This is a genomic window from Massilimicrobiota sp. An142 (assembly GCF_002160725.1).
Classification (GTDB): domain Bacteria; phylum Bacillota_I; class Bacilli_A; order Erysipelotrichales; family Coprobacillaceae; genus Allocoprobacillus; species Allocoprobacillus merdigallinarum.
This window is the reverse complement of record NZ_NFLD01000005.1, coordinates 14504-40836: the sequence shown is the minus strand read 5'-3', so window position 1 is coordinate 40836 and position 26333 is coordinate 14504. Positions and strand designations below refer to the sequence as shown.

Here is a 26333-nt window from a genome sequence, read left to right as displayed (position 1 = left end):
CATAAGGAAGAAGTCCTTTAAAAGTCAATGCTTTATTCTTCATAAATTCAATTTGGTCACTAGTGACCAAGAAACAATATTATACAAGTATGCGATATGAAATATGAAGTTATATAGGGTATAGATAGAAACTGTCATAAATGACAGAGGGCGCGAAAATGATGTTTTCAAAAATGGTCACTAGTGACCAAATCCAATAAGTACAAATCAAATACATTAAAAAGATATTAAAGAAGATAGCAAGGATAATATCAATATTAGCAATAAATAAATAATAAACAAAAATGGTCACTAGTGACCATTTTTAATATATGGAGTTTGGATAGGTTATAGTAAGGAATACGCTAAGTGAAGATTTCTATGTGTTTCCTTGTAAAATCGCAAATATCTAAAAAAATTCTAAAAGTCACTTTTTTAATCAGTCTATATTATATAAAAAGGTTTGATTATATAATTTAATTTCGCTATAATTATTTAATGAATAGAAAGGGTAGATAAGAAATGAGCGATACAAAAGTTATTACTATGTATAATTCAAAGGGTGGTGTCGGGAAAACCACATTAACCATAAATCTAGCGGAGACGTTAGGTAGAGATTTTAATAAGAAGGTGTTGGTTATTGATAACGATGTCCAATGTTCATTAAGCTTTTTGGCAAATATGTCAATTAAGGAAAACGGAAGAGTTGAGGTTGATGATGGAGTCAGCACGTTAGGGTATTTAGAACAAAAATATCAATGGTTCGGGGAATTGCCTGAGTATGAAGATTTTGAAGAAACTATCATACGCCCAACATATCTAAAAAGTCAAAGAAAAGAAGGAACTATTCAATGGGAAGATAAAGAAACGGAATTCTACTTTGATTTAATTCCAAGCGTTGGTAAGGATTTATCATTAGCAGAACTTATATATTCAGCAGCTCCACCTGACGCCTTTATTATACAGCCTGAAAATAGACAATATGGAACTGCAGTATTAGCTATGATTGTGAATAGAATCAAGAAGATGTATGATTATGATTATATCTTTATTGACTGTCCACCAAATTTAGGATACTTGGTAACTAGTACATTATTAGCATGTGACTCTATTATTATCCCAACAATTACAGACCAATTAAGTACATTAGGAATTGATATGGTTCTTGATAATTTACAGGATTTAGGTCAGGTGCTTCCTATGTTCAAAATAAGAGGGGTGCTTTTCAATGAATTCGCAAAAACGAATTTTGACAAGAGAACCTATGATGAGGTTTCAGATTATGCTAGTAACAATAATCTTCACATGTTTAAAACAATCATACCAAGAAACTTGAAGCTAAAAGAGTTATCAGGAACAGGTGAGATTGCTGTTCAACAAAATGGCAAAGCTTGGCAATCATATAGACAAGCCATATATTCTTTAGCAAAAGAAATCATTGAACAAGATGAAGAAAACGAGAAAGGAGATGAAAGCAATGGCTAAGCAGAGAAAGTCGATAAATTCAATGGGTAAAAGCCAACATAGCACAAGTTTGTTTTCACCTCAACAAAGAATGGCAATAGACGCCGATAATATAGAAAAAACATTAGCTGAAACAACCAGATTAAATGCGAGATATATTACATTAGATAAATTGGTCGATAACACAGCTAATCCATTTAAAGTGAAAGGGACTTATTATCTAGAAAAATCAATAAAAAAACTAGGACAGTTACAACCCATCATTATTCTGACGCTACAAAATGAGGATGGTAAACCTTCTGGGAAATATGAAATCAAAGCTGGTTCAAGACGTTTTAAAGCTATTACAAATATTCATAATTCTGCAATTGATGAAGGAAACGAAAAAGTCGCAGAGCGTTTTTCTCAGGTATGGTGTACAGTTTTACCTTTAGGAACAACTGAGCAGGAAATTCAAGAAGTTATTGTTGAAACCAATGCATACAACAGAAAAATTGAACTAGATGAGTTGTTTAGTTGCTTTGATATTATATTTGAAAAAGATGATGAAGGAAATTATGTATCTTTCAATCCTAAAAAAGAAAAAATTGAACAGATACAATACGCCTTTAAGGATATGGGGTATAGTTTCGGGCGAACAGCAATTAAACAATATTACAAAATCTACAACGGACATCCAATGTTGAGACAATATTATGAAAAAGAATATATTTCAAAAAGTGAGGCACTTATAGTGTCTGATATGCCTCTTGAGATGCAGAAAAATGTTTTAGAAAAATCTAATAAAATGACAGACAAGGAATTCAAGGCTTATCTGAAGACTTTCAAAGAATCAAAACCAAAAAAGGTTTCTCGAATGAAAGGATTTGAAGCAATCAAGAACATTGATAAGATAAAAAAACAGGTACAACAAATGGATGGAATAAAAATAACAGTGGATGAAAATGAGAGAAAGGAAATTCTAGATAGTATTCAGGAAATCGAAACAGTTTTAAATACTCTAAAATCCAAAATTGCTGACTAACTGAAATTTGGTCACTAGTGACCAAATTATTATTATTTATCTTTACAATGAAATAATGATTTATGATAAAATATATATGTAAATCATATACGAAAGAAAAGACGCACATGAGGTGTGTCTTTTTTGTTTAAAGGAGGAAAACTATGGGATTAAAAGACAAAGCAAAAGCAAACAAAGAAAACAAGGGAGTAGAAATGAAAACATATACTCCTAAAACTATGAGTTCAGAAGTTAAAACTGAAGTCAAAGAAAAGGAAGATAAGAAAGAATATGCTAAGAAAATTGATAAAGTATATGCTCAAAGAAAAACAGGAGGAGATGTATTCCTAGAAGTTTTACAGGATGGATTTAATTTGGTTGATGATGATGCAGGTATGGACTGTAAGGTTCATATGAACTTCGTCGAATTAGATGAATCCAACAAACAAAAGGCGTTCATCCCTTACTATTTGGATTTTAAGAATTTACTATACTTAAGATGGGCCTTTACGTCAGGCTATATCTTTGATTTAGAAGCAACAGAAAGAGAAGCCATGAGAGATGGAAAGAAAAAATTCGCTTCAGCAGTCTTTAGTGAATTTAAACAACCCGAATTTGAAGGGAAGGCATTCCAAAGAACATTTACAGTCACTCCAGGAAATCGTGAAGGAAACTGGATGATTGGTGTTTCAGAAACAAGAGATGGGAAAACAGCTAGAGTATCTGTCCCTGTCAGAACAGAAAGACTCGTAGCCATGTTAGAATTCATTTATCTTGCATATATCAAGAATCATTAGAAGAGGCTATTAGGCCTCTTTCTTTAAAAGGAGGATTATAATGGGACTCAAAGAAAGAATTATAAAAAAGAAGATGGAGAGTCAGGAGAATTTAGAAAGAATCAGAGGATGGATTGATTATGTGATAGTACCCAAAGGCTTTTTAGAAGCAGATGAACTATTATGGTGTGTTTTAAACGTTAGAGACCCATTGACAAACAAGAAGTTCAAAGCTGTCGGTAAAACAAATCATCATTCTGTAGGTGATTATCTGGAATTTATTGGAGAATGGAAGAAAGGAAAGAATGGGAAAGATGAATTTCATTTCACTTATGCTATCAGAGCTGATGATGACATCGTAGGAGCAACGTCAATGCTGGCATTTCTATTCGGCCCTAAAAGAGCAGAAAGACTGATTGACTATTATGATAGCAACCCACTAAATGCCATCAACACCTTCAAACAAAACATTGAGGAGTTCAGAGTGGATATGAAGGATGTAAGTGGGATTGGACAGAAAACCATTGACAAAGCTCTTGAAAAACAGAAAAAATACCAGGCGATAGATTCTCTTTATTATAAATTTGTTCGTTTTGGTGTTTCATTAAACTCAGCGTTAAAACTCTTAAAACTCTGGGGAACAAATGCATCAAGCATCATAGATGATAATCCCTATCAATTGATTAATGTTGACGGATTCTCTTTTGAGACTGTTGATGGGATTGGTTTAAGATACTATAACTATTCAAAGGAGGATTTAAGAAGAATAGAGGCATATATCATAGCTTTGCTAAAAGCAAAACTATATACAGGTGACTGTTACATGCTTTTAGAAGAACTAATTGTTCAGGCTGAGAGAGGATTAAATGTAGATGAATCGCTTATCAGAGAGGCAATCATTAAGATGCTGGATTCTAGAAAGATTTATAAGAGGCTGAAGAAAACAGATATTGTCATTTATCTGCCATATATCTACAAGGCAGAAAATAATGTTGCACAGATGGTTGCGACTGCAGTCCGCAAAAACAGAATAGTTGCAGAAAGCAAAGTAGATGAAATGATTGCACAATATGAGGCAATGAAAGGTTTTCAGTTGGCTGACAAGCAAAGAGAAGGAATCAAGCGCTCATCTATTAATCAGTTTTCCATTATTTCTGGTCCACCAGGAAGTGGAAAGACAACACTGATTGATTGTATCTGTTATATATTCCAAAACAGCAAGAAACATGTCGACATTAAGTTATGTGCATTAGCAGGAAAGGCTGCTACAAGAATGTCAGAAGCCACTGGAATGGAAGCAAGTACAATCCATCGATTACTTGGATATAATCCTGAAACGGGATGGAAATTCAATGAACATAATCCTTTGCAGGTTGATTTGCTGATTGTCGACGAGTTTTCAATGGTTGATATTGTTCTTTTTGAACGACTGATGAAAGCTATCTCTTCAGATACTGTTGTTATCTTGACAGGTGATAAGGACCAGTTACCATCTGTTGACCCAGGACAAGTCTTGGAGGATTTGATTGATGTAGACTATATTCCAAAAACAATCCTTGAAAAAATCTATCGAGCTGTTGATGGGAGTACAACATTGCCAAGAGCTCTTGACTTCAACTTTCAGGAAAGAGTACCAGATTTAACTGATGCTCAAGATTTTGCATTCATTGAAACACCAGAAAGTGATATTCAGGCGACTAAAGATGAAGTGTTACAGCTTTATCTCAAGAAAGTGACACAGTGGGGTGTTGAAAATGTCTGCTTGCTGGAGCCACAGAATAAAGGTGATATTGGCTGTGATGTCATGAACGTGGAAATACAGGCTATATTAAATCCCTATGATGAAGACAAGCCTGAAATGAAAGTTGGATTCAAGAAAATCATTAGGGTAGGGGATAGAGTTCTTCAACTGAAGAACCATCCAGAATTTAATCTGTTCAATGGTATGGTTGGAAATGTGATTGATTGTATTTACTCAGATACAAAGAATAGCAATGAAGATAGAATTGTTGTGGATTATGATGGAATGGAGCATACATATCTCAGAGAAGACTTCGATGAATTGCGCTTGGCTTATGCTATGACTATTCATAAAACTCAAGGTTCTGAATATAAGTGCTCTATCATGCTTATGGATGGATTACACCGATTCATGATAAAGAAACGTCTTGTTTACACAGGAATGACAAGAAACAAAAACGAACTTTTTATTGTTGGTCAAAAGGATATGATGCAACATGCATTGGACAACAAGGAAAGAAAAAGAAATACCATGTTGACTGAACTGCTAAAGCAATATGATATCTAATACAAGACCAAAAGAAAATATTGTCACAAGATACAAGACGAAAAGAAAAAAATGTCATGGATAAATGAAAATAATGTCACTACAGAAAGGAGAGAAGATATGAAAACATTATATATAGATTTAGATGGAACATGTTTTGAATTTAAAAAGGATGCATCACTGGATGAAATACTGGAAAGAGGCTTTTTCTCATCACTTTATCCATTCGATAATGTCATTAGAGGGATTAAGACTTTCCATAAAGAGAATCCAGATGTGAAACTCAAGATATTGTCATCATGTCTGGACAGAGATTACATTCTGGAAGAAAAGAATCAGCTTGTTGATAAATATCTACCGTTTATTGATAAAAAAGATAGAATCTATGTTCCCTATGGCAAGCAAAAGAGCCATTACATGAATTCAAGTGATAATTCACATGAGTTATACTTGCTTGATGACTATACAAAGAATCTAGAAGATGTTGCTTTACATAACATGACAGGAATTAAACTTGTCAACAATATTAACTTTACAAAGGGAACATGGAAAGGACATACTGTCCACTATGAACTTCCCGACTGGATATTCGCTTCAGAACTCAAAAGAATCATAAAGGAGGAGTCAAGATGAACTGGAAGGAATTAGATAAAACAAGCGGACTTGTAGACAATGTGCAGATGGATGAATGGTTAACGCATTTAGGATTCTCCCAAAAATCCATCCAAACTCTCTACAACCCCTGTGAGTTGCATTCGCCAAAGTTATTGGATAATTGTGTAGAGTTATGCGAAGCTCTTCAAACTCACATCAAAAACAATGAAAAAATCAGAATTATGGGAGATTATGATATGGATGGTGTAGGAGCAACTTCTATCTTATACCTTGCTTTAACATTCATTCATGCCAGAGTGGATTATGATATCCCTCATCGTATCAGAAATGGGTATGGATTATGCAAGGAGATGATAGATAAGGCTCTAGATGATAATATCAAGGCTATCTTAACCTGTGATAATGGAATTGCCTGTCATGAGGTTATTGACTATGCAAGAGAGAATGGGTTATACGTATACGTTACCGACCATCATACACCATCATCAGTCTTGCCAAATGCCAATCTCATCGTGCATCCTCAAATTGGAGCATATCCATTCCCATACATCAGTGGGGCACAGGTTGCATATAAGGTTGCAAGCTTGTTATTGGATAATAGCAAGGCTTTAAAGAAGAAGAAAGACAATCTTCGAAAATACCTATTACAGCTTTCAGCTTTGACCATTGTTTCAGACGTCATGCCTATTGCATCAGCTGATGAAGACTTATCACAGGTCAATGAGAATAGAAAATGGTTAAAGGATGGAATCAAGTCTATCCAGACTGAACCCGACTGGCATCTTAAAATGCTTATGGATTATCAGGAAGTGAATCAGGAAACATTTGATGAGCAGTCCATTGGATTTTCCATTGCGCCAGCCATCAATGCTGTTGGACGTTTACATGATGCTAAGTTGGCAGTTGATTTCTTAACGACTGATAATAAAGAAGATGCCAGAAGAGCCTGCTCATTTATTGTCTTTTTAAATGAAGAAAGAAAGGACATCAAAAAACAGACTATGGAAAGAATCCATCTTGATGAATCAACATCAGTCAATTTTATTGCTCAAGAAGGAATCCATGAGGGAATTATTGGGATTTTGGCTGGTGCTTACATGAATGAAAATAATAAGACGACTCTAGTCATGACAGACTGTATGGTGGATGGTCAAAAGGCCTGGAAAGGTTCAGCAAGAGGAAACTCGCTTATCAACTTGTATGATACTCTTCAAGACATTGATGACAGAAAACATTTGCTATATGCATATGGAGGACATGCCGATGCAGCAGGGTTGACCGTGCTGGATGAAAATTTGGAAGAGTTTAAACAAGAGTTTTGCGAGAGTGTGGAAAAGCAAGAACAAGGTAAGGTTATTGAAAAGACTTATGTTCAAATCCATAATCGCAAGGAAAGATTGGCTTTTGTAGAAGAGATTAAGAAATTGAAGCCATTTGGAAACGGATTGCCTTTGCCTATAGCAAAAATGAGTTTCAATGTATCAAGAATTGACCTCTATTACAAGTCTAACCACGCTAAAATGACGCAATATGAAATGGTCTTTGACCATGGAAAGAAATCCTTCCCAGCTTTAGAATTGTGGTTGTTTGGAGGATTAAAAAATGTTAAACCGATTTGTAATGAAGAGTCATTTACAATGAGTGATAATGTTCAGCGAATCATGGAAAGAGATAGTGTCACAGAAAATGAAGCTAGAGAAATCCGTGCCGAAACATATCAAAGAAAGAAGGATAAAAAGGCCAATGTCAATTATCTGATTGAAGTCGGATATACTGATTTTAATGGGGTTGGAGCAAGATACAATGTATTGGAAGTAGACAAGGCGTAGATTTTCCATAGAATGTTAACTTATGATAAAATAATCATGTAAATATATACGAAGGAGATGTGTACAAAGCTACACATCTTTTTTTGTTGTAAGGAGGAATAAAATGAAGAAATATTTACAGCTTTTTGTAGCTACTATGACACTTTCAATGTTGTGTGGCTGTAATCAAGAACAAATGAATGTAAAAAAAGAAGAATTAACTTTTGAATATGGAGAAGTCATTCCTACAGATGTGCAAAATTATTTGGACAACAGTGATGATTATCTCAAAGAAACAGTCATGAAAGGGATACCTCAAAATGAGAAAGGAAAAGAGTATCCTTCTGTAGGTGAATATTTTTTGTCACTTTCTCATGATAAGGAATCAATGAAAGTCAAGGTGAATATCAAGGATACAACTGCTCCAGTCTTTACAGATAAGAATACTGCTTTAACTGTAGAAAACGGAAAGAAGATAGAGAAGAATATCTTTAAGGCCACAGATTTATCTCCAGTAGAAATCAAAGTAGAGGATAGTCAAGTGAATTATGACAAAGCAGGAAATTATACAGTGAAGGTCAAAGCCACAGATAAATATAACAATACTGCTCAAAAAGAAGTAAAATTGACTGTCAAAGAAAAGAAAGTTGTGAAAACAAGCGAGAAGACATCAACAACATCAAAGAAAACGACTAGTAATAAATCTACTCAAAAATCAAATACATCCAATAAGACAGGTAATTCGTCGTCAAACTCTTCAAACAAAAATAATGGGACATCAAACAGCGGAACATCAAACGGCTCAGGAACAGGTAATACCGGAACATCATCAGGAACATCTGGTTCATCAAGCTCATCGTCAAATGATTTATGGGTAGCAAATTTAAAAGTTGCTAAAAGCTATTCGAAAATCATGATTGCATCAGCTCCATCAAGTTCATCAAGACAAGGAACATTTACTTATTATCAGAAGGTGAATGGAAAATGGAAGGAAGTTCTAGAGACAACAGCTGATTTTGGTAAGGCTGGAGTAGGAACAGGAAGTGAAAACAGTACGAGAACACCTATTGGACAATATACTTTTACAAAATTAATGGGAATATCACCAAATCCTGGCACTCAGCTTCCGTATCATAGAATTGATAACAATGATTACTGGTGTGGAGAAACATTATACAATCAATTCGTCGATGAAGATGTAACCGAACATCATTGTAGTAAAAAAAATGACGAGCATTTAATTGATTATTCTTCTCAATATAAGTATGCTGCAGCCTTCAGCTATAATACATCTAATATAAAAGGAAAGGGTTTTGCATTTTTCCTTCATTGTGCAAATAGTATCCATTACACAGGAGGATGTGTAGCAATTCCGACTTCTCAGATGAAGAAAGTTATGCAGGCTATTGACAGCAATACAGTGTTTATCATTGACTTGGAAAAGAATATTACGAAATACTAGATATTGAAAGGAAAGAGACAGTTTTGTCTCTTTTTTCTTTTATGTGATAAAATATTCTTTATACGAAAATAAAAAACGGAGGAAAGAAAGGAGATGAAAGTAAAACATATTATTATTACAACTTTTATAGGTGTAGCAACCATTGGAGGAATAATTTTTATAAACAAAAAAATCAACGAGTCTGGGCCTATATTATCTTTAAAAGAAGATGTTTTTAATGTCGAATATGGAAACGGAGTATCTACTTCTGTATATGATTATGTCATTGTTAATCAGGCAAAGGCAAAACTTCAAGGAAATCCTCTAAAAACTGCAAAACTTGAAATGGATTTAAATACAGAAGGTCATACAGCTTATTCATCAGTAGGAAGTTATCCTGCTAAAATCTCATTTAAAGATGACAATGAAGAAAAAACATTAGAATTTACTGTTAATGTCGAAGACACTACAGAACCAGAAATCAAACAATATTATGATTTAGAATGTTATGTTGGTGAAGATATTGATTTGAGTGAAGCCTTTGGTGCTAAGGATTTATCTAAAACTACTATAGAAATAGATGATAGTAAAGTAGATTATAACAAAGCTGGTCAATACGATATTATTGTCAACGCTACAGATGAAAGTCAAAATACATCTACATTAAAAACAACAGTCAATATTAAAAATGCCGAAATCGATTTTAAATTGAAAAATAATACATTAACATTAAGAACAAATCAAACCACAACAATCATTCCAGACGTTCATGGAGATGCAGATAAAATAAAATTTGAGATAGAAGATGATACCATTGCTACTGTTTCATCAAACGGAAAAATCAAACCAGTCAAAGAAGGTACAACTACTGTTAAGGCTTCAATAGATGACGTCTCAGCCACTTTTACATTGATAGTCTTATAAGAATACCTGCTTTATAAAATCTTCTTATATGCAAAATATAAGCTAAATTTAAACATATGATATAATAGATATGATAAAAGGATGTAACAAGATGTTGATAAAACAGCATTTGTTACATCTTTTTTTGGAGGTGGATAAATGGAAGTTAAGTTAGAGAGTAGATTTAAGCTTGATAGTGAAACAATCAATATGGAATGTCCAATCATCTCTGCAGAAGGATGCATGATGGCTCTCGTTAATCTGCATGAGGTAATATGTGAAACTTTAAATGAAATAGATGATGAACAATTAAATAATTTGTATGATATTGGTTTTTTCTTAAGATATGTTGCAGAACAACAGGAATTTATTAGTAAAGAGGCTCAAAATCATAAAGAGACCAGAGAAATCTATATAAAAGAAGTGATAAAAAGTGAAGTAGATGAAGAAATCGAATATCGTGATATCGAATATGATGGTGATGTCTTTTTGTGTGATATCATGGTTGTTACCAATTGTATTCTTTATATAATGTCGGATGGTAAATGGGAATTGCTGGAGTCAATTATTGAGGCTCTTAAGAAATTTAAAGATGACGCTTTATTAAATTAGTACAAAAAAGATTATTGATAGCAAAATTTTGCTATGAGTAATCTTTTTTTAGTTTGAATTAGCATAAGAAAAGTTGTGAATTATCGTAAATTATTATAAAATATAAGGCAACAGGGGGAAAAGAGAATGGATACAAGAAAAGAACAACAAAGAACAGAATTACATAATACGAAAAATGTAATAAAACAAAAAATCCGTGCTACTTCCTGTAAAAGAATATAAGAAATGTATATATTTGTTATAATATACTTATATGTAGATATAGACTGTTTAAGTTAAAATAAAATTATGAAAAGATAAGATAACTGTTTTAACCACTTTTGGAAAAATGTAAAGTCATAGGTTAAGATTAGGCTGAAAACACTAAAATTGGATAAATAATTGTTCAAAAGGGATGTTTTTTGCATCCAAAATACTAGAAAAAAGACAAATTAACAAATGTTGGTAGTCTATATCAAATTAGTTTATTATGATTCTATCATTTGGCTAAAAAATTGAAAGGTAAAATGGGGAGATGCAAATGTCACATATTTCAGAATATGATGTTGAAAATATTTTTATAGACCGATTAGAAGGTATCGGATATCGTTTTATCAAAATGAATTCTTATGATGATGTGATTAACAATTTTCGTGCTCAACTTGCAAAATTCAATGAAAGGAAATTGGCTGAAAAAGGTCATCCGGTAGCTTTTTCAGATGCAGAGTTTAATCGAATTATGATACATCTTGATAATCATTCGGTATATGAGTCGGCAAAAATTTTGAGAGATAAATATGTCTTACAATTAGATAATGGGGAAACTGTATACATTGATTTCTTTTCATCTGATACAGACCGTAATATTTATCAGGTAACTCATCAAGTTACGATGGATAAAGCACATAAAGATGATGTGGTATATAAAAATCGTTATGATGTTACAGTACTTATTAACGGATTACCTATTGTGCAAATCGAACTAAAACGACCGGGTGTAGAAATTAACGAGGCAATCAATCAAATTAACCGTTATCGTAAATTTTCATTTAAAGGATTGTTCCGTTATTTACAGCTTTTTGTTGTATCTAATTCAGTGCAGACAAAATATTTTTGTAATGAAAATGAAATGATAGATGGTCATTACAATCCAATTTTGAAGTCTTTGGTATTCTTTTGGACGGATGAGAAGAATGTACGTATCAATGATTTGAATACTTTTACCGGAGAGTTTTTTCGCAAAACAGCTTTGACTGAGATGTTGGATAAATACATGGTTATTAAGACTACAGAACCAGTATTGATGGTTATGAGACCATATCAGATTTATGCAGTTAAGGCTGCTAAAAAGCGTGTGTTGGAAGTAAATCAGAATGGATACGTATTTGCGTGTACAGGTTCTGGAAAAACACTGACATCTTTTAAATTGGCTCAGCTTCTTAGAGATGAGGCAAGGGTGGATTTAGTGGTGTTTTTGATTGACCGAAAAGATTTAGACGACCAGACAGTTGATGAATATAATTCTTTTGAAAAAGACTGTGTAGATAACACAGATAGCACGTATGTGTTAATCAATATGTTGAAATCATCAGAGAAAAAGATGATTGTTACAACAATTCAGAAGATGGCAAATGCTGTAAGAAATCCTAAATATGCTTCTGTAATGGATGCTTATAAAGATAAAAAGGTTGTATTTATTATCGATGAATGTCATCGTTCCCAGTTTGGAAAGATGCATGCTCAAATTCAGAAACATTTTGAAAAAGCAAATTATATTGGATTTACTGGAACCCCAATTTTTGAAAAAAATAAAGGTGCAGATGGACGTACTACAGCAGATGTATTTTATGCAGGCGAAAAGTTGGACTCTTGTTTACATAAGTACATGATTAAAGATGCAATTGCAGATGGAAATGTACTTCGCTTTTCTGTGGAATATCAGAGAACGATATTTGCGAGAAATCTTTCTGTGAAAGGAATTAACCCTGAACAGTTAGATGACCCAGAGTATTGCAAACGTCACAAAATTGATATGAATGCTTTGTATCATGATGATGAGCGTATAGCGAAGATAGCTGAGCATATAATGGAACATCATGAGCAGCATGTACATCCGCAAGGGAAAGATATTTATACAGCATTGTTTGCGGTGGATTCCATTCAAACTTTGGGAAAATATTATGATGAATTTAAGAAGCTGAATGAAAATGCTTCAATTGATAAAAAATTAAAGGTTGCTGCTATCTTTTCTTATCAGGCAAATGAGGATATGGATGATGGAGCTGATGAACATTCACAAGAGCTTTTGGAACGCTGTATGAATGATTATAATGAACTGTATGGTACAGCTTTTGGTCTTGATACATTTGATTCATACAGAAAAGATATTGCTAAAAGATTAAAGCAGAAAGACCTTCCTCAAGTGGATATACTGCTTGTAGTGAATATGTTTTTAACAGGATTTGATGCCAAACCATTAAATACATTGTATTTAGATAAGAATCTTGTCTGGCATTCATTAGTACAAGCTTATAGTCGTACGAATCGTGTTGATAAGGCAACAAAGCAATTTGGTCAAATTGTAAGTTATCGTAATATCAAACAGTGGCAGGACGATGCTTTGACGTTATTTTCCGGTGATGGAGACCCGAATGAGTATTTATTGGAAAATTATGAATACTATTTGAATCAATGGGTGAATCAAGAACCTACATTGAGAAAGATTGCAAAAAATGTAGATGAGGCAGGTCAGTTGAAATCAGAAGATGAGATTCGTATGTTCATTATAGCATTCCGTTCAATGGCAAAAACTCTTGCTACTTTGAAAACTTTTTCAAAGTTTACTTGGGATGACTTAGCTGTTGTTATGGATGAAAATGAATATGAAGGATTTAAAAGCTGGTATCTGTATTATAAAGACCAGACAGTTAATCCTAATCCAACGGTTCCTGTGCCTGTGGATGTAAACTTTGACATTGAATTGGTTCGTACAGACCGAATCAATGTTGTATATATTTTGAATTTATTAAAGAATGCACAATCTCATGCTAAAACCGAAGAAGAGAAGCAGCGTGATGTGGATTTGATTTTACGTGAAATTGAACGTTCTGATAATGAATCATTACGTCTCAAAAAAGATGTAATGCGAGAATTTATTTTAACTCGTTTTTACGAGTTGCCAGAAGATGCTGATGTAATGGAGGCATTTGAACAATTTGAAAAGGAACAAATGCAGGCAGATATAGAGGCTTTTGCATTTAATAATCAAATTGACTTTGTCATTGTTTCAGACTTATTTTCTGCTTATGTGTTTAGCGGGACGATTTCGGAAGATGATATTCGTAAACGTTTGACTGCATATAAATTAGGATTGTTGAAAATGACGAAGTTGACAAAAGCAGTAAAGTCTTTTGTTCAGGATACATATAAAAAATACAAAGCTGAAGGTGAATAAATATGGCAGATAAAAATACATATCAGGCTCAGGCAAATGAGCTTTCTCAGAAGCTGTGGGCGATTGCAAATGAATTAAGAGGACAAATGGATGCAAGTGAATTTAAAAATTATATTCTTGGTGTAATTTTTTATCGTTATTTGTCTGAGCGTACAGAGCTTTATATGGCTGAAATTTTAGAAAATGATGGAATTACATATGAGGAAGCATTTGCAGATGATGATTATAGAGAAGCTGTAGAAGAATGGTCTTTATCAAAGCTTGGATATATCATTAGACCGGAAAATTTATTCCGTAATCTGATTCGTAAAGTTACGAAATTCAGAGATGATGCTGACAAGTTCAGTGTAGAAGATTTTGAAAAAGCAATCAGTGAGCTTGTTGGTTCTACAATGGGATATGAATCTAATAAAGCGTTTGATGGATTGTTTGATGATATGCGTTTGCAGGATAGCCGTCTTGGCGAAACGGTAGCTGATAGAACCGATATGATTGGTCGAGTAATGGTTCGTGTATCAGATATTGATTTTGACCTGCAAGATTCTCAGTTTGATGTATTGGGTACAGCATACATGATTTTGATTGGACTGTTTGCCAGTGATGCCGGAAAGAAAGGAGGAGAGTTCTTTACTCCTGCCGGACCGTCTAAACTCTGTGCTACTCTTGCTGCATTAGGTTTAGATGAAGCCAAAACGGTTGGTGACTGTACTTGTGGTTCTGCATCCATGCTGTTAGAAGTTCAAAAACATTTGACGACTGGAAAAGTCGGTCATTTCTATGGACAGGAAAAGAATGCTACTACATACAACTTATCTCGTATGAACATGATTATGCATGGTGTAGATTGGCAGAACTTCGATATTTATAAAGGGGATACGCTGACAGATGATAAGTTCGGTGATACGAAAATGACTGTACAGGTCTGCAACCCACCATATTCCTTGAAATGGTCTTCTGATAAGAAGTTTGAAGATGACCCACGATATTCAGGTGTTGGTAAACTTGCTCCGAAATCGGCAGCAGATTTAGCGTTTGTGGAACATATGATTTATCATATGGATGACGAAGATGGGCGTGTAGCTGTGCTATTACCACACGGAGTTTTGTTCCGTGGCGGAGCGGAAGAAGCAATCCGTAAGTATATCATTAAAGATTTAAACCGATTGGATGCTGTCATTGGACTTCCGGCAAATTTGTTCCATGGTACTGGAATTCCGGTATGTGTACTGGTATTAAAAAGTAAACGCAATGGCAATTCTGGAAATATTTTGTTCATTGATGCTTCCAAAGAATTTAAACCGGGAAAAAATCAAAATACATTAGAACAGGAACATATCGATAAAATTGTTGATGCTTATGAGAAACGTCAGGATATTGACAAGTTCGCTCATGTAGCGGATATGAGTGAAATTGTTGAAAATGATTATAATTTGAATATTCCAAGATATGTAGATACTTTTGAAGAAGAAGAACCAGTGGACTTATCAGCCGTAAGGGCGGATATTCAGAAATTGGATGCTGAAACAAAAGCAGCGATTGATAAGGCTGAGAGATTCTTGAAAGAATTGGGATTATAAGATGGGTGGTGAAAACATTGAATGCTGAAATGATTTTTACTGAATTTGCTAAATATGCAGAAGCAGATGATAAATATTATACATGGGGAAAACACGGTGTAATTGAAGATGTATTAGCATGGTTTAATATTCCATCAGAAAAATTTTTTGGAGCACCTTCTGCTGTACATTCTAAGAATTTAAGTAAATTACACGATTTTATGGTAAATCATGCAACGCAAGACCAGTTAAAAATGATTGCTGATATTTGTAAGAAACAAATTCAAGTTCCTGTTGTGGATTACACCGATGATGCAGCAGGACAAGTATTTGTCTCTATGCCTATGAATGAAGAAAAATGTAATTGTGTATCTATGATTCGAAATGGAATAAAAAAAGCTTTGTTAGAAACTGACAATGAGCCGTATTTTTTAGATAAGGACTGTCATAGTGAGAACATTTATAATGTAATGTTGGAACATATTCATAACTGTAAATTTTTAATAGCTGATTTAACGACTCAAAATTTAGGAGTATATTATGAGGCTGGTTATGCAAAAGCGTTAGGAAAAACAGTAATTTTTACATGTAGAGACACAGATTTTAAAAATAGACATTTTGATATTCAACAAATTCAAACCATTAGTTGGCATGACGAGAGTGATTTATCAAGATTACTGGCTGAACAAATCTGTAGTTTAGGGCTGGGAAAGAGGTGATTGTATGCAGACACCCAAATTAAGATTTAAAGCGGATGATGGAAGTGCTTTTTCAGATTGGGAAAAAGAAAAGTTTGGTAATTTTATTACAACTCATTCTGAAAAAACATCAGATAAAGAAAAATATCCTTTATATAGTATAACCATTGAATCAGGTGTACAACCAAAAACAGAAAGGTATGAGAGAGAATTCCTTGTAAAAAAAGAAGGGGATAATTATAAAATTGTTCCACCTAATGGATTTGTATATAATCCTATGAATTTAAGATTTGGCGCATTGAAAGTAAATCATGAAAAGTTTGCTGTAAGTGTATATGGTTATTATGATGTCTTCTCATTAAAAAATGAAAGTACATTAGCATTTTGGGAGAATTATCTTATTACCCCTAAAATGTTACAGTATTACTATTCAATAGCTACAGGCTCTTTGATTGAAAAACTGAGAGTGCATTATTCTCAGTTTACTGAAATTACAAAAAAAATTCCTTCTCTTCCTGAACAAAAAAAAATCGCTGATTTCTTATCCGCAATTGATACGGTAATTGAAAAACAACAGGCAACTGTGGAGGCATGGGAACAACGTAAAAAAGGTGTGATGCAGAAACTTTTCAATCAGGAAGTACGATTCAAAGCAGATGATGGAAATGACTTTCCAGATTGGGAAGAAAAAACGTTAGGTAATATTTTTGTAGAACGCACTGAACGTTCTGTGGGTGGAGAAGAATTATTATCTGTGACTATTGCTCAAGGTGTTATTCGTCAAAGTGATTCAGATAAAAGAAATAATTCTTCAGAGAACAAGTCAAATTATAAAGTCGTAAAGAAGAATGATTTAGCTTATAATACAATGAGAATGTGGCAAGGAGCCGAAGGTGTTTCTGAGTATGATGGTATTGTAAGTCCAGCATATACAATTGTTGCCCCAAAGGCAGGTAATAATGTAAAATATTTCGAAATATTTTTCAAGCAATTATCAATGTTACATCTTTTTCAACGTTATTCACAAGGCTTGACATCTGATACATGGAATTTAAAATTCCCTGCATTTGCAAAAATTAAATGTCAAGTACCATGTGAAAAAGAACAGGATAAGATTGTAAATTGCATTAGCTATTTGGATGATGTTATTAAAAAACAAAAGGAAATTCTTGAAAAATGGCAAGAATTTAAAAAAGGATTGTTACAACAGATGTTTGTATAATCAAATGAATGATGGTAAAATAATCTTCAAAGAAAAATTGAATAAAAAAGTTCATGACTCATAAACGTGGTGTTGAAGCTCTGGGTGGCGAGCCTATACTTCTAAGGGATTATATGGGGCGACAAACCATATACGAAGACACGTACTGTATGTCAAATAATTTAATCTAAAATACATGGTCTAACATTAGACGAAGGAATAATTACTGAAGAAGAGTTTAATAGAAAGAAACAAGAGCTACTAAGATTATAATTTTTGAATAATTATATATAATACTGTGATATAATATACATGTAATCATAAACGAACACAGGACACGCAATGCGTGTCTTTTTTATTAGAAGGAGGAATATTATGTTAGATAAATTTGATGAAAAATGTCAAAAAGCAATTGTGACAGCAGAATCCATCTGTTTCGATAAAGGACACGAAAGAGTGGACACTTGCCATTTGCTATTAGCTCTATTACAAATGGATGTCTTATTAACAAAGGAATTAAAAAAGTATGGAGTTGATTATACATCTTTTGCTAAAAGGGTAGAATATTTCTTCCCAAAAAAGGAAGTACAGCCGTTCTATTTAGAATATGGTGATGTTTTTAAAAAGATTCTCAATAATGCCTTAGAAAACAAGAAAAAAGCTAAAGTAAACATTGATGAATTGTGCGTTGCATTATTAGAGTCAGAATCTGTCTCTGTAGAAATCCTTAAGGAAGAGGGAGTCGATATTGATGAAGTTGTTGACAAACTAAGAGAAAAAGAAAGTTCATTAAAGGTTATAAAAGGTTGTGAATCATTCACGGAAATCATCAAACCAGCCAAAACCAAGACAATTCTTGGTAGAGACGAAGAAGTTAAACAGATGATTATAGGTTTATCATGCAAGGATAAGGCCAATATTGCCCTTCTTGGTAAGGCTGGGGTAGGGAAGAGTGCCGTTGTAGAAGAATTAGCTAGACTGATTCGATACAATCCTCCCCAAAAACTCAAAGGATACCAAATTGTCAATCTAGATGTGACAGCAACTGTGGCTGGTACTAAATATAGAGGAGAGTTTGAGGAGAAGATTCAAAGATTTTTGAAAGCAGTCAAAGGAAAAAAACTTATCGTATTCATTGATGAAGCCCATTCTTTAACACAGGCAGGAAGCAGTGAAGGGAGTACATCTTTGTCAGAAATACTGAAGCCTATTTTGACACAAGGGAAGCATAAGTTCATCATTGCTACGACTGAATGGGAATAAATTGAGAAGTCGTAAAAGCCCAGTGTTTATGCGAGTTTACGGCATTTCGAGAGGTCTTTTGATAACAATTTGATAACAGTCATATAAGAGCCATTATTCTTGCAATCCAGTGGTTTACGGGTTACAGAATGATTTAGAGTTGGTTTTGTATGACAAAATAAATCCATATTATAAAGCCCTTAGCTGTGGGTAGTAACTCATAGCTAAGGGCTTTTTTGGCGTTCAAGGATTATTTTTCGTCAGTATCTTCAGCAAATATTTTCTTGAAACTTTGAAGATTATCTCCAAATTTTTGATAAAATTGACGCTTTGATATTGGCTTTTTGGTGGATAGATTTTCGTATAGGGTATATGCAGTGGTTACTAAAGTTAGTGTGTTGAAATCAGCAATTTCACTAATTATTTCTTCGTCATGCCTTGAAATCATTATTATATCCTCCTGTTTATTAGTCAGTGAGTTTGTCTTTGAATGCTTCGACTAATGCGTCACTAAGCTCCTTTGAGGGAACTTTCGCCCAGATTTGTGTGGTATCGAACTTCGGATAGTAATAACGCCAGTTGTCGTATTCTTCCCTGCTGATTTCCTCGGAAGATAGCTTGTCCGCCTGTTCTTTCCAAGCGCAGAGCATTTTTGAAAGCTCGGCAGCAGACAGATTGACAGCCTGTTAGAACAGGCAAGACAGTCTAAACAGCGTGGCACACGCTTTAGAAATAATCAATACGAAAGGTAGGAACAGACAATGGCAAAGACAATTTTTGAAGAAATGGGCGGCACTTATGTACGGCAAGGGGATTATTTTATCCCCTGCCTTACTCTACCAGCCGAAAAAGAAAATAAGCCTATCGGCGTATGGGGGCAGAGGCACAAACGCTATCTGCGAGAGCATAAAAGAGCAATCTACACTAATCTGCTCACAAGCGGCAAGCTGAACAGCTATCTTGCTGATATTGACGAGCAGGCAGAGGAAATGTTTTTTCGGTTGGTAGAACAGATGGCGGAGCGTGAGGGCGTGACTGAACAGTTTAAAGCGGCAAATGGCTTAGAGTGGACGAGGCGAATGAATAACATTCGAGCGTGTGCGATGGAGCTTGTCAATAAGGAAATCATCTACAATTAAAGAATTATAACGCATATAACCGTAAAATTGTGGTGGGTAGGGATAAACTCCTTACCCGCTATTTTTTTACTCTCTTATCTGCTTAAACAAGGCGTTTTGACACCGAAAATCGTTATATCTCCACTTGTTTGTCGCAATCTCTTGATTTTTTGAACGGCGTTCAGTATAATATAATTGAACGTCGTTCAATAGGAGGTATAGTGTGGATAATAAAGAAGCAATCATACAGGCAACGATTAAACTCATTGAGGAAAAAGGGGAGCATTTAGAAGAAGTTACAGTCCGTGAGATATGCAAAAGAGCAGGTGTTGGATTAGGACTTGTAAATTATCATTTTGGAAACAAGGATAAACTCATCGAGCAATGTATTGAGCGTATGATAAACGGAACAGTCGAGCATTTTCAGAATATACGAGAGAAAACAGACGGTTTTACTCCTTTTGAGAAGTTGGAGTATCTCGGCAATATGACGCTTGATTTTCTGTTTGAACATTATGCCATTTCCAAAATTTCTGTTCTTACCGATATGCAGTCACCGAAAGAAAATGACAACACTTACAGAACTTATGCGGCATATCTTCCGCTTGTTGCAGCCTGCCGTCCTGACCTTGACGAAGCGGCGATAAGGCGAAAAACGCTGTATTTGATTACCGTTATGCAGCAAATGTTTCTGCGATACGAAATCATATCGCAAACATTGGGGATTGACCTTAGAAAGAGAGAAAACCGCAAGAATTTTCATACACAAGTTTTACATGATATTTTGGAGGTATAAAGAGTGAATATAACAGTGATAAACGGAACAGAAAAACACGGTGTTACCTACCGTTTGAAAGAGATGTTTTTAGCAGAGTTTAAGGATAAAGCGAATATTACAGAATACTATCTTCCGAAGGACTGTCCGAGCTTCTGTACTGGTTGCTTGAGTTGTACATTAAAGGGTGAAAGCACTTGCAAGGACGCAGAATATATTGGGAAAATTGACAAATCACTTTTGGAAGCAGACTTGATTGTAATGACATCCCCTGCCTATGTGTTTCACGCTACGGGAGCAATGAAAGCATTTCTTGACCATTTCGCTTACCGCTGGATACCGCACCGTCCTGCTCCTGAAATGTTTGGAAAGCGTGCGGTAATTATAACGCAATGCTTAGGCAGTGGAACAAAATCTGCGGCGAAAGATATGAAGCATAGTTTATCTTGGTGGGGAATTTCTAAAATCGGGATATTTACTGGTGCTTTGATGAGCGATATTGTTTGGGAAAAGCTTTCCCAAAAGAAACAAGCCGAGCTTACGGGAAAGATTCAAAAGCTATCCCGAAAGTTTGCTCATATAGATTATACAAAGCCCGCACACACAAATTTGATTACGAAATTCAAGTTTCTCGTCTGCCGTATGATGCAGCAATCCATACATCAATCAGACCCTGAATACCTTGACGGAAAGTATTGGGCGGAGCAAGGTTGGCTTGACAGCGGCAGACCGTGGAAATAATGTGGGGCAAAACGAAATCTCGGTTACTGGCAGATGTGAAAATGATAAATCAGTGAGTGATATATCAAATATTTTGCTCAAAATCAGTAAATGCAACGCAAAGTAGCAGGAAAATTCCGAATGTCATCTCTGCTTGCTTGTAATGCAAAGCACGGTTTTCTATACTTGGCGTATCAACATAAGGAGGTCACGAGAATGACATTTGCAGAAAAACTAAAATCTATCCGCAAGAAGGCAGGACTTTCGCAGGAACAGCTTGCGGAGAAGTTAGGCGTGTCAAGACAGGCGGTTACAAAATGGGAAACTGAAACAGGCATTCCCGACATTGAAAATATGATGGCTATCTCTGCCCTGTTTGACATTTCCATTGACGAGCTACTTTCCAATGAAAGAGGAATGAAAAAATCAAACGAGTATCTTTTTGAAAGCGTTACGGAATACGATATTGACGAGCCGAAACGCTATGATATGAAATTCGGTGGAGCAAAGCAATTTGTATTGTCTGGTTATGAGGGAGAGAAAATCCGTGTCCGTCTGGTATCTAATACCCTCTCTACGCTCCAGAACGATTTTAAGGTTAAAATTGACGACATCCGAAAACGGATTGATGTAGATGTAATCCGTAAAAACGGTATATCTGAAGCAACGGCAAAAGAAACTGTCAGTATTTTCGTTCAAATTCCTATACCCTATGTGGGAAAAATTGAGGGTGCTGTCAATGCGGAAACCGTAGAAATCCGCTCTTTAGATTGCGACAGTATTGAGCTTGATGTAAAGACGCCGAATATCATTCTAAACGATGTCGGCGGCACAGTAGAAATTAACTGCAATCTGGATATGAGTGTGGTTTGCAATTCCTTAAAGGGATACCTTGCAATCAATCAGGTGTCGGCAACTTCCAAAATCCATATTCCAGAGGGTGAAGTATTTACTGCTGTTACGAAGGGGATTGGAACGAGCATTTCCTATGAAAAGGACGGCAGACAGACGGAACGCTTTGACACGCCCGATGCGGAAAATGTCATAGAACTGAACGGCATTAAAAGTGAGCTTGTTATTTGCAACGATTAAAGACGAAGGAGTGTAAAAATGAATAATCTTGAAAAAATCCAAAAGACAATGAAGGTCTTTCAAACACTAACGAAGATTGTAATGGGATTCAGTTTTGTGGCGATTGCTTTTACATTAGTGGTTGGCAGCGTAAGTTTGATGGCAGATAAACTTCCATTTGGCGAGCTTCTGCAAAGGTTACTTATAGAAGCTGACAGAACGATTGACAATCGTGAAATAGGAATAGCCCTGCTCTGTGAAAGCGTGGTTTTGGTTTTCGGAGCGATTGAAGCTATTTGTGTTTGTAGATATTTTAAGTTGGAACTGAGCGAGGGAACACCTTTTACTGAAACAGGAGCAAAAAGCATAACGAAGCTCGGAATACTCTTTATTGTTGTAGATGTTTTATCAGCAGCATTTTCCTCTACGATGGAAAAGTTTGCATTTATATCAGAACGGATGGATAACGGCGGTGGCATTGGTATCGGCATTTGCTTGATTTTACTTGCAATGGTTGTTCGCTACGGTGCGGAATTGGAGCAACGAGGCAGAGCAAAGTAACGCAGGAGGATTTCTATGGAAGATAGTAAATGGATACTCTGCCCTGTCTGCGGAAACAAAACGAGATTGCAGCTACGGGCAGATACGGAACTGAAAAATTTCCCGCTCTACTGCCCGAAATGCAAGCAGGAAAGTTTGATTAACGCAAAGGATTTGCAGGTAACGGTTATTAAAGGATTTGGAGCAAAAATACATAGCTGAATAGCAAAGCGACAAAATCTAATTTGTTGAATTTATGAATATAAGGAATTGATAGAATATGAATTATATAATTCGAGAGATTAAGGAAGAAGAGTATCCAATATTATCAGATTTTCTGTATGAAGCAATTTTTATTCCAGAGAGTATGGAAAAGCCGCCAAAGGCTATCATTGAACAGTCGGAGTTGCAAGTATATATTGCCGATTTTGGAAAAGAAGATGATTGGTGCTTAGTTGCGGAAGTAAAAGGAAAAATTGTAGGTGCGGTGTGGGGGCGTATTATGAATGATTACGGGCATATTGACGATGAAACACCGTCGCTTGCCATATCACTTTATGGCGAATATAGACATTTAGGCATTGGTACAGCACTTATGAAAGCTATATTGCACCTTTTAAAAGAAAAGGGATATAAACAGACATCTTTATCTGTCCAGAAAGAAAACTATGCAGTTAATATGTACCAAAAGATAGGTTTTAAGGTGGTAAGCGAAACGGAAGAAGAATATATAATGGTTTGTGAATTACAGTAAATTGGCGGTTTGAACTATTGATTTTCTAAGCAAAATCGCTTATAATATAACATGAAACATATTGCTATTATCCGCAGTTACAGAGCGAGTGTTATCAACCCCGATAACAAATTGATAACATTAGCCCATATAGGCAGGATAATATGGATATATCAAATAATCAAAAGCGCCACGAATACGACAGAGAATAATCTCTAAACAAAATTGATTAGGATTTGTCGAAGAAGAATATGACAAATATCTCGCAGTAAACAAGGCTCTTGCAAGACGTTTTAGAAGAATTCACATTCATGAGCCAAAACCTTCTCAAATTCCTGCAATGATTCAAAAGAAGGTGCAGGGATATAGCAAGTATCATCATGTTGTAATTGACTCGAAAGATGTTGAAAAAATTATCTCTATGGCGAAGTCCATTCCAGATAGATACTTTCCAGACAAGGCATTAGACATCATCGACTATACAATGGCATGGTGTGCATGTGAGGATATGGAAAGATTTAATCTGGAGGTTGCAAGTGATTATGTGACTTCATTGTTAGGAAAAGATAACAAGAACAATGAATATATGGCTAACATAGCATAATGATATACGAAAAAAGTCTACCTTATGGTAGACTCTTTTCTTAGATAGATATATTTCTTGATATTAAAATGGAAATATTATAGAATATAAATGTCTCATTGGTGAGATATTTTTGGAGTATCCTGTCTGCATCATCAGGATACTTTTTTCTTAACAAAACATATATATGATAAAATAAATATGTAATTATAAACGAAATTGAGACATGCTTTGGCATGTCTTTTTTTGTTGGAAAGGAGGTTATTTATGGACAAAAAATACGAAAGAAAAGGTAAGGATATTTTATTTGAACATGATGGAAAGACTTTCATCATTCATACTGATGGAATCAAGAGAAAAAAACTTTTAAAGGTCGCAAAACTTATGAAAAAAGCAAAACAGTCACCTGAAACACTGTTATCAGCATTAGAAGAAGCAGGAATTAAGGTATCTGTTGAAGAAAATGGTCATGAGAAATTGTAAAGAATGCTCATACAGCTTTACAAAAGGCAAAGAGATATACTGCATCGCCTGGAGAACATTCTTTGAGTACAAAAAGTGTTCTAAAGTCAAAAAATGTAAAGTTAAGGTAAGGAGGATGAATGGTGAATAATATAGTTTTTGCATGGTTTCATTCAATATATAACAAAGGACAGCACGATATCAAAGCTCTATGTAAAGTTGATTTACAGAAGAGAGAAGTTTTTGATATTCAGGGTGTATGGGTGCCAGAAAACATTTCTTCACTTGATGAAGAGTATGTGGAGATGTTGGATGGAACAAGAAGAGAAGTTGTCATACATCAAAATGATTTGAATGAAGAAAGATTATTGCTGGTATTTTAGGAGGATTAATATGAAACTAGATACAATGAATCAGATGTTTTTATCAAATTATATTAAAGCATTGGAAGAAAATGACTTAACTTCCTTTGGATATGATGAAGAAACTGATAAACCAATTGAAGTAGTTCCTATTTTGCTTGAATACTTTGAATTATACAAAGATAGAAGATTGAAAGAGAAAGAAAAATATCTCAGGGTCATTGAAGAAAAATCAAGAGGATGGCATATTGGAGAGCAGGAGTTGGTGCCTATTGAAGCTGTAAAAGAAATGTTGGAAGAAATATATGGGAGTGATGAAGAATGAGATGTGAAAAATGCGGTAAAGAATTAAACCATATTAACATCAATATGTTTGCTAGAGATGGAAGAGATTATTATGATAATTGCAGCTTCGAAGAATGCGAAGAAAATGCAGTTGTTATAGATATTGATTCTTCATGGACAGGATATGGATTATCTAATGAAGATAAGCTAGAAACAATTAAATGTCCATATTGCCATCAATTTCCTTTTGAAGATAAAGAAATTCAAGAATACGAAATAGTTAGATTAGTGATGTTCAAAAGGAGTGATAAAGATGTTGACTAAAGGTGAACGTTTGACTGAGGACATGTGTTATAATGCATGGTTGAATATCTTAAGGAATCCTTTATCTTGTGCAAAAGAATTGGATATTTTAGAGAGTTTAATAAAAGAGCACTTTAATCCCAACCCATACAAATATGAAGATTTAAAAGAAGATATGTGGGTATGGGATAACCAATTAAAGTGGTTTTTTGAAGTTGGAATTTGTAAAGTGGAAATTGAAGGTTATGAATTTTTAAAACTGTTTAAAGTAAAAAATTTTGATGGTAGTTTACAATTGATGATTTTTGAAGAAGGACGTTTCTTCCCAATTATAAAGGCTAGGGAATATCAGGAGTAGTATAA

Annotated in this window: 29 protein-coding genes; 28 read left to right on the top strand and 1 reads right to left on the bottom strand. The window is 34.6% G+C overall.

Translation table 11 applies throughout. From position 1 onward, the window contains the following. Window positions 1-501 precede the first annotated feature (501 nt). The 15 genes from B5E87_RS03285 (at window position 502) to B5E87_RS03215 (ending at window position 19039) form a co-directional block, all read left to right on the top strand. On the top strand, window positions 502-1464 hold the full coding sequence (locus B5E87_RS03285; protein ID WP_087243521.1) for a ParA family protein: 963 nt from the start codon (window positions 502-504) through the stop codon (window positions 1462-1464). Continuing rightward, window positions 1457-2467, top strand: coding sequence for a ParB/Srx family N-terminal domain-containing protein (locus tag B5E87_RS03280; RefSeq protein ID WP_158095539.1), 1011 nt, complete (start codon window positions 1457-1459; stop codon window positions 2465-2467). The genes B5E87_RS03285 and B5E87_RS03280 overlap by 8 nt, the downstream gene beginning before the upstream one ends. A 143-nt stretch (window positions 2468-2610) precedes the next feature. Further along, complete coding sequence (locus B5E87_RS03275) at window positions 2611-3243, top strand: hypothetical protein (RefSeq protein WP_087243519.1); 633 nt, start codon at window positions 2611-2613, stop codon at window positions 3241-3243. A 40-nt stretch (window positions 3244-3283) separates the two neighbouring features. Further along, the gene (gene recD2 / locus B5E87_RS03270; RefSeq protein WP_087243518.1) at window positions 3284-5530 is read left to right on the top strand and encodes an SF1B family DNA helicase RecD2; all 2247 of its coding nucleotides are present in this window, start codon (window positions 3284-3286) and stop codon (window positions 5528-5530) included. 99 nt (window positions 5531-5629) lie between these two features. Beyond that, window positions 5630-6142, top strand: coding sequence for a hypothetical protein (locus B5E87_RS03265; RefSeq protein ID WP_087243517.1), 513 nt, complete (start codon window positions 5630-5632; stop codon window positions 6140-6142). Next, window positions 6139-7953, top strand: coding sequence for a single-stranded-DNA-specific exonuclease RecJ (locus B5E87_RS03260; protein ID WP_087243516.1), 1815 nt, complete (start codon window positions 6139-6141; stop codon window positions 7951-7953). Before B5E87_RS03265 ends, B5E87_RS03260 begins: the two co-directional genes overlap by 4 nt. Window positions 7954-8056: 103 nt before the next feature. Beyond that, on the top strand, window positions 8057-9394 hold the full coding sequence (locus tag B5E87_RS03255) for a hypothetical protein (protein WP_087243515.1): 1338 nt from the start codon (window positions 8057-8059) through the stop codon (window positions 9392-9394). Between the two features lie 93 nt (window positions 9395-9487). Then, window positions 9488-10297, top strand: coding sequence for an Ig-like domain-containing protein (locus B5E87_RS03250; RefSeq protein ID WP_087243514.1), 810 nt, complete (start codon window positions 9488-9490; stop codon window positions 10295-10297). A gap of 138 nt (window positions 10298-10435) precedes the next feature. Then, on the top strand, window positions 10436-10888 hold the full coding sequence (locus B5E87_RS03245) for a hypothetical protein (protein WP_087243513.1): 453 nt from the start codon (window positions 10436-10438) through the stop codon (window positions 10886-10888). 520 nt (window positions 10889-11408) lie between these two features. Continuing rightward, window positions 11409-14321 carry a type I restriction endonuclease subunit R gene (locus B5E87_RS03240; protein WP_087243512.1) on the top strand — a complete coding sequence of 971 codons (2913 nt, stop codon included), beginning with the start codon at window positions 11409-11411 and terminating at the stop codon, window positions 14319-14321. Between the two features lie 2 nt (window positions 14322-14323). After that, window positions 14324-15898 carry a type I restriction-modification system subunit M gene (locus B5E87_RS03235; protein ID WP_087243511.1) on the top strand — a complete coding sequence of 525 codons (1575 nt, stop codon included), beginning with the start codon at window positions 14324-14326 and terminating at the stop codon, window positions 15896-15898. Window positions 15899-15906: 8 nt separating this feature from the next. Continuing rightward, window positions 15907-16596 (top strand): nucleoside 2-deoxyribosyltransferase, encoded by a 690-nt coding sequence (locus B5E87_RS03230; protein WP_143746872.1) that lies wholly within the window; start codon window positions 15907-15909, stop codon window positions 16594-16596. Between the two features lie 4 nt (window positions 16597-16600). Then, window positions 16601-17797 carry a restriction endonuclease subunit S gene (locus B5E87_RS03225; protein ID WP_087243509.1) on the top strand — a complete coding sequence of 399 codons (1197 nt, stop codon included), beginning with the start codon at window positions 16601-16603 and terminating at the stop codon, window positions 17795-17797. Between the two features lie 171 nt (window positions 17798-17968). Continuing rightward, on the top strand, window positions 17969-18049 hold the full coding sequence (locus B5E87_RS15670; RefSeq protein ID WP_087243599.1) for an SHOCT domain-containing protein: 81 nt from the start codon (window positions 17969-17971) through the stop codon (window positions 18047-18049). A 102-nt stretch (window positions 18050-18151) separates the two neighbouring features. After that, window positions 18152-19039: a Clp protease N-terminal domain-containing protein gene (locus tag B5E87_RS03215; RefSeq protein WP_158095538.1), complete on the top strand. Its 888-nt coding sequence runs from the start codon at window positions 18152-18154 to the stop codon at window positions 19037-19039. A gap of 229 nt (window positions 19040-19268) precedes the next feature. On the opposite strand, the gene B5E87_RS03210 is transcribed toward B5E87_RS03215, so the two are convergent. Then, on the bottom strand, window positions 19269-19466 hold the full coding sequence (locus B5E87_RS03210; protein WP_087243507.1) for a hypothetical protein: 198 nt from the start codon (window positions 19464-19466) through the stop codon (window positions 19269-19271). Window positions 19467-19779: 313 nt separating this feature from the next. Between B5E87_RS03210 and B5E87_RS03200 the strand changes: the two genes are divergently transcribed. From B5E87_RS03200 to B5E87_RS03140, 13 genes are all read left to right on the top strand, one after another. Continuing rightward, window positions 19780-20157, top strand: a complete 378-nt coding sequence (locus tag B5E87_RS03200) for a TnpV protein (RefSeq protein ID WP_055237704.1) — start codon at window positions 19780-19782, stop codon at window positions 20155-20157. A gap of 202 nt (window positions 20158-20359) precedes the next feature. Further along, entirely contained in the window at window positions 20360-20932 is a 573-nt protein-coding gene (locus B5E87_RS03195) for a TetR/AcrR family transcriptional regulator (protein WP_055237701.1), read from the top strand. A gap of 3 nt (window positions 20933-20935) precedes the next feature. Then, complete coding sequence (locus tag B5E87_RS03190; protein ID WP_055237700.1) at window positions 20936-21652, top strand: flavodoxin family protein; 717 nt, start codon at window positions 20936-20938, stop codon at window positions 21650-21652. A 195-nt stretch (window positions 21653-21847) separates the two neighbouring features. Beyond that, on the top strand, window positions 21848-22723 hold the full coding sequence (locus B5E87_RS03185) for a helix-turn-helix transcriptional regulator (protein ID WP_055237698.1): 876 nt from the start codon (window positions 21848-21850) through the stop codon (window positions 22721-22723). 18 nt (window positions 22724-22741) lie between these two features. Then, window positions 22742-23263, top strand: coding sequence for a hypothetical protein (locus B5E87_RS03180; protein ID WP_087243506.1), 522 nt, complete (start codon window positions 22742-22744; stop codon window positions 23261-23263). 15 nt (window positions 23264-23278) lie between these two features. Continuing rightward, the gene (locus tag B5E87_RS03175; RefSeq protein WP_055237695.1) at window positions 23279-23464 is read left to right on the top strand and encodes a cysteine-rich KTR domain-containing protein; all 186 of its coding nucleotides are present in this window, start codon (window positions 23279-23281) and stop codon (window positions 23462-23464) included. A 58-nt stretch (window positions 23465-23522) separates the two neighbouring features. After that, window positions 23523-23996 carry a GNAT family N-acetyltransferase gene (locus tag B5E87_RS03170; RefSeq protein ID WP_055237693.1) on the top strand — a complete coding sequence of 158 codons (474 nt, stop codon included), beginning with the start codon at window positions 23523-23525 and terminating at the stop codon, window positions 23994-23996. Between the two features lie 319 nt (window positions 23997-24315). After that, entirely contained in the window at window positions 24316-24579 is a 264-nt protein-coding gene (locus tag B5E87_RS03165) for a hypothetical protein (protein WP_087243505.1), read from the top strand. A 246-nt stretch (window positions 24580-24825) separates the two neighbouring features. Further along, window positions 24826-25041, top strand: coding sequence for a hypothetical protein (locus B5E87_RS03160; RefSeq protein ID WP_087243504.1), 216 nt, complete (start codon window positions 24826-24828; stop codon window positions 25039-25041). A gap of 122 nt (window positions 25042-25163) precedes the next feature. Beyond that, a complete protein-coding gene (locus B5E87_RS03155) occupies window positions 25164-25403 on the top strand; it encodes a hypothetical protein (RefSeq protein WP_087243598.1) in 240 nt (79 codons plus the stop codon). A 10-nt stretch (window positions 25404-25413) separates the two neighbouring features. Then, entirely contained in the window at window positions 25414-25707 is a 294-nt protein-coding gene (locus B5E87_RS03150; RefSeq protein ID WP_087243503.1) for a hypothetical protein, read from the top strand. Then, window positions 25704-25991 (top strand): hypothetical protein, encoded by a 288-nt coding sequence (locus B5E87_RS03145; protein ID WP_087243502.1) that lies wholly within the window; start codon window positions 25704-25706, stop codon window positions 25989-25991. Before B5E87_RS03150 ends, B5E87_RS03145 begins: the two co-directional genes overlap by 4 nt. After that, on the top strand, window positions 25981-26328 hold the full coding sequence (locus B5E87_RS03140) for a hypothetical protein (RefSeq protein ID WP_087243501.1): 348 nt from the start codon (window positions 25981-25983) through the stop codon (window positions 26326-26328). Before B5E87_RS03145 ends, B5E87_RS03140 begins: the two co-directional genes overlap by 11 nt. The last annotated feature ends 5 nt before the right edge of the window (window positions 26329-26333 follow it).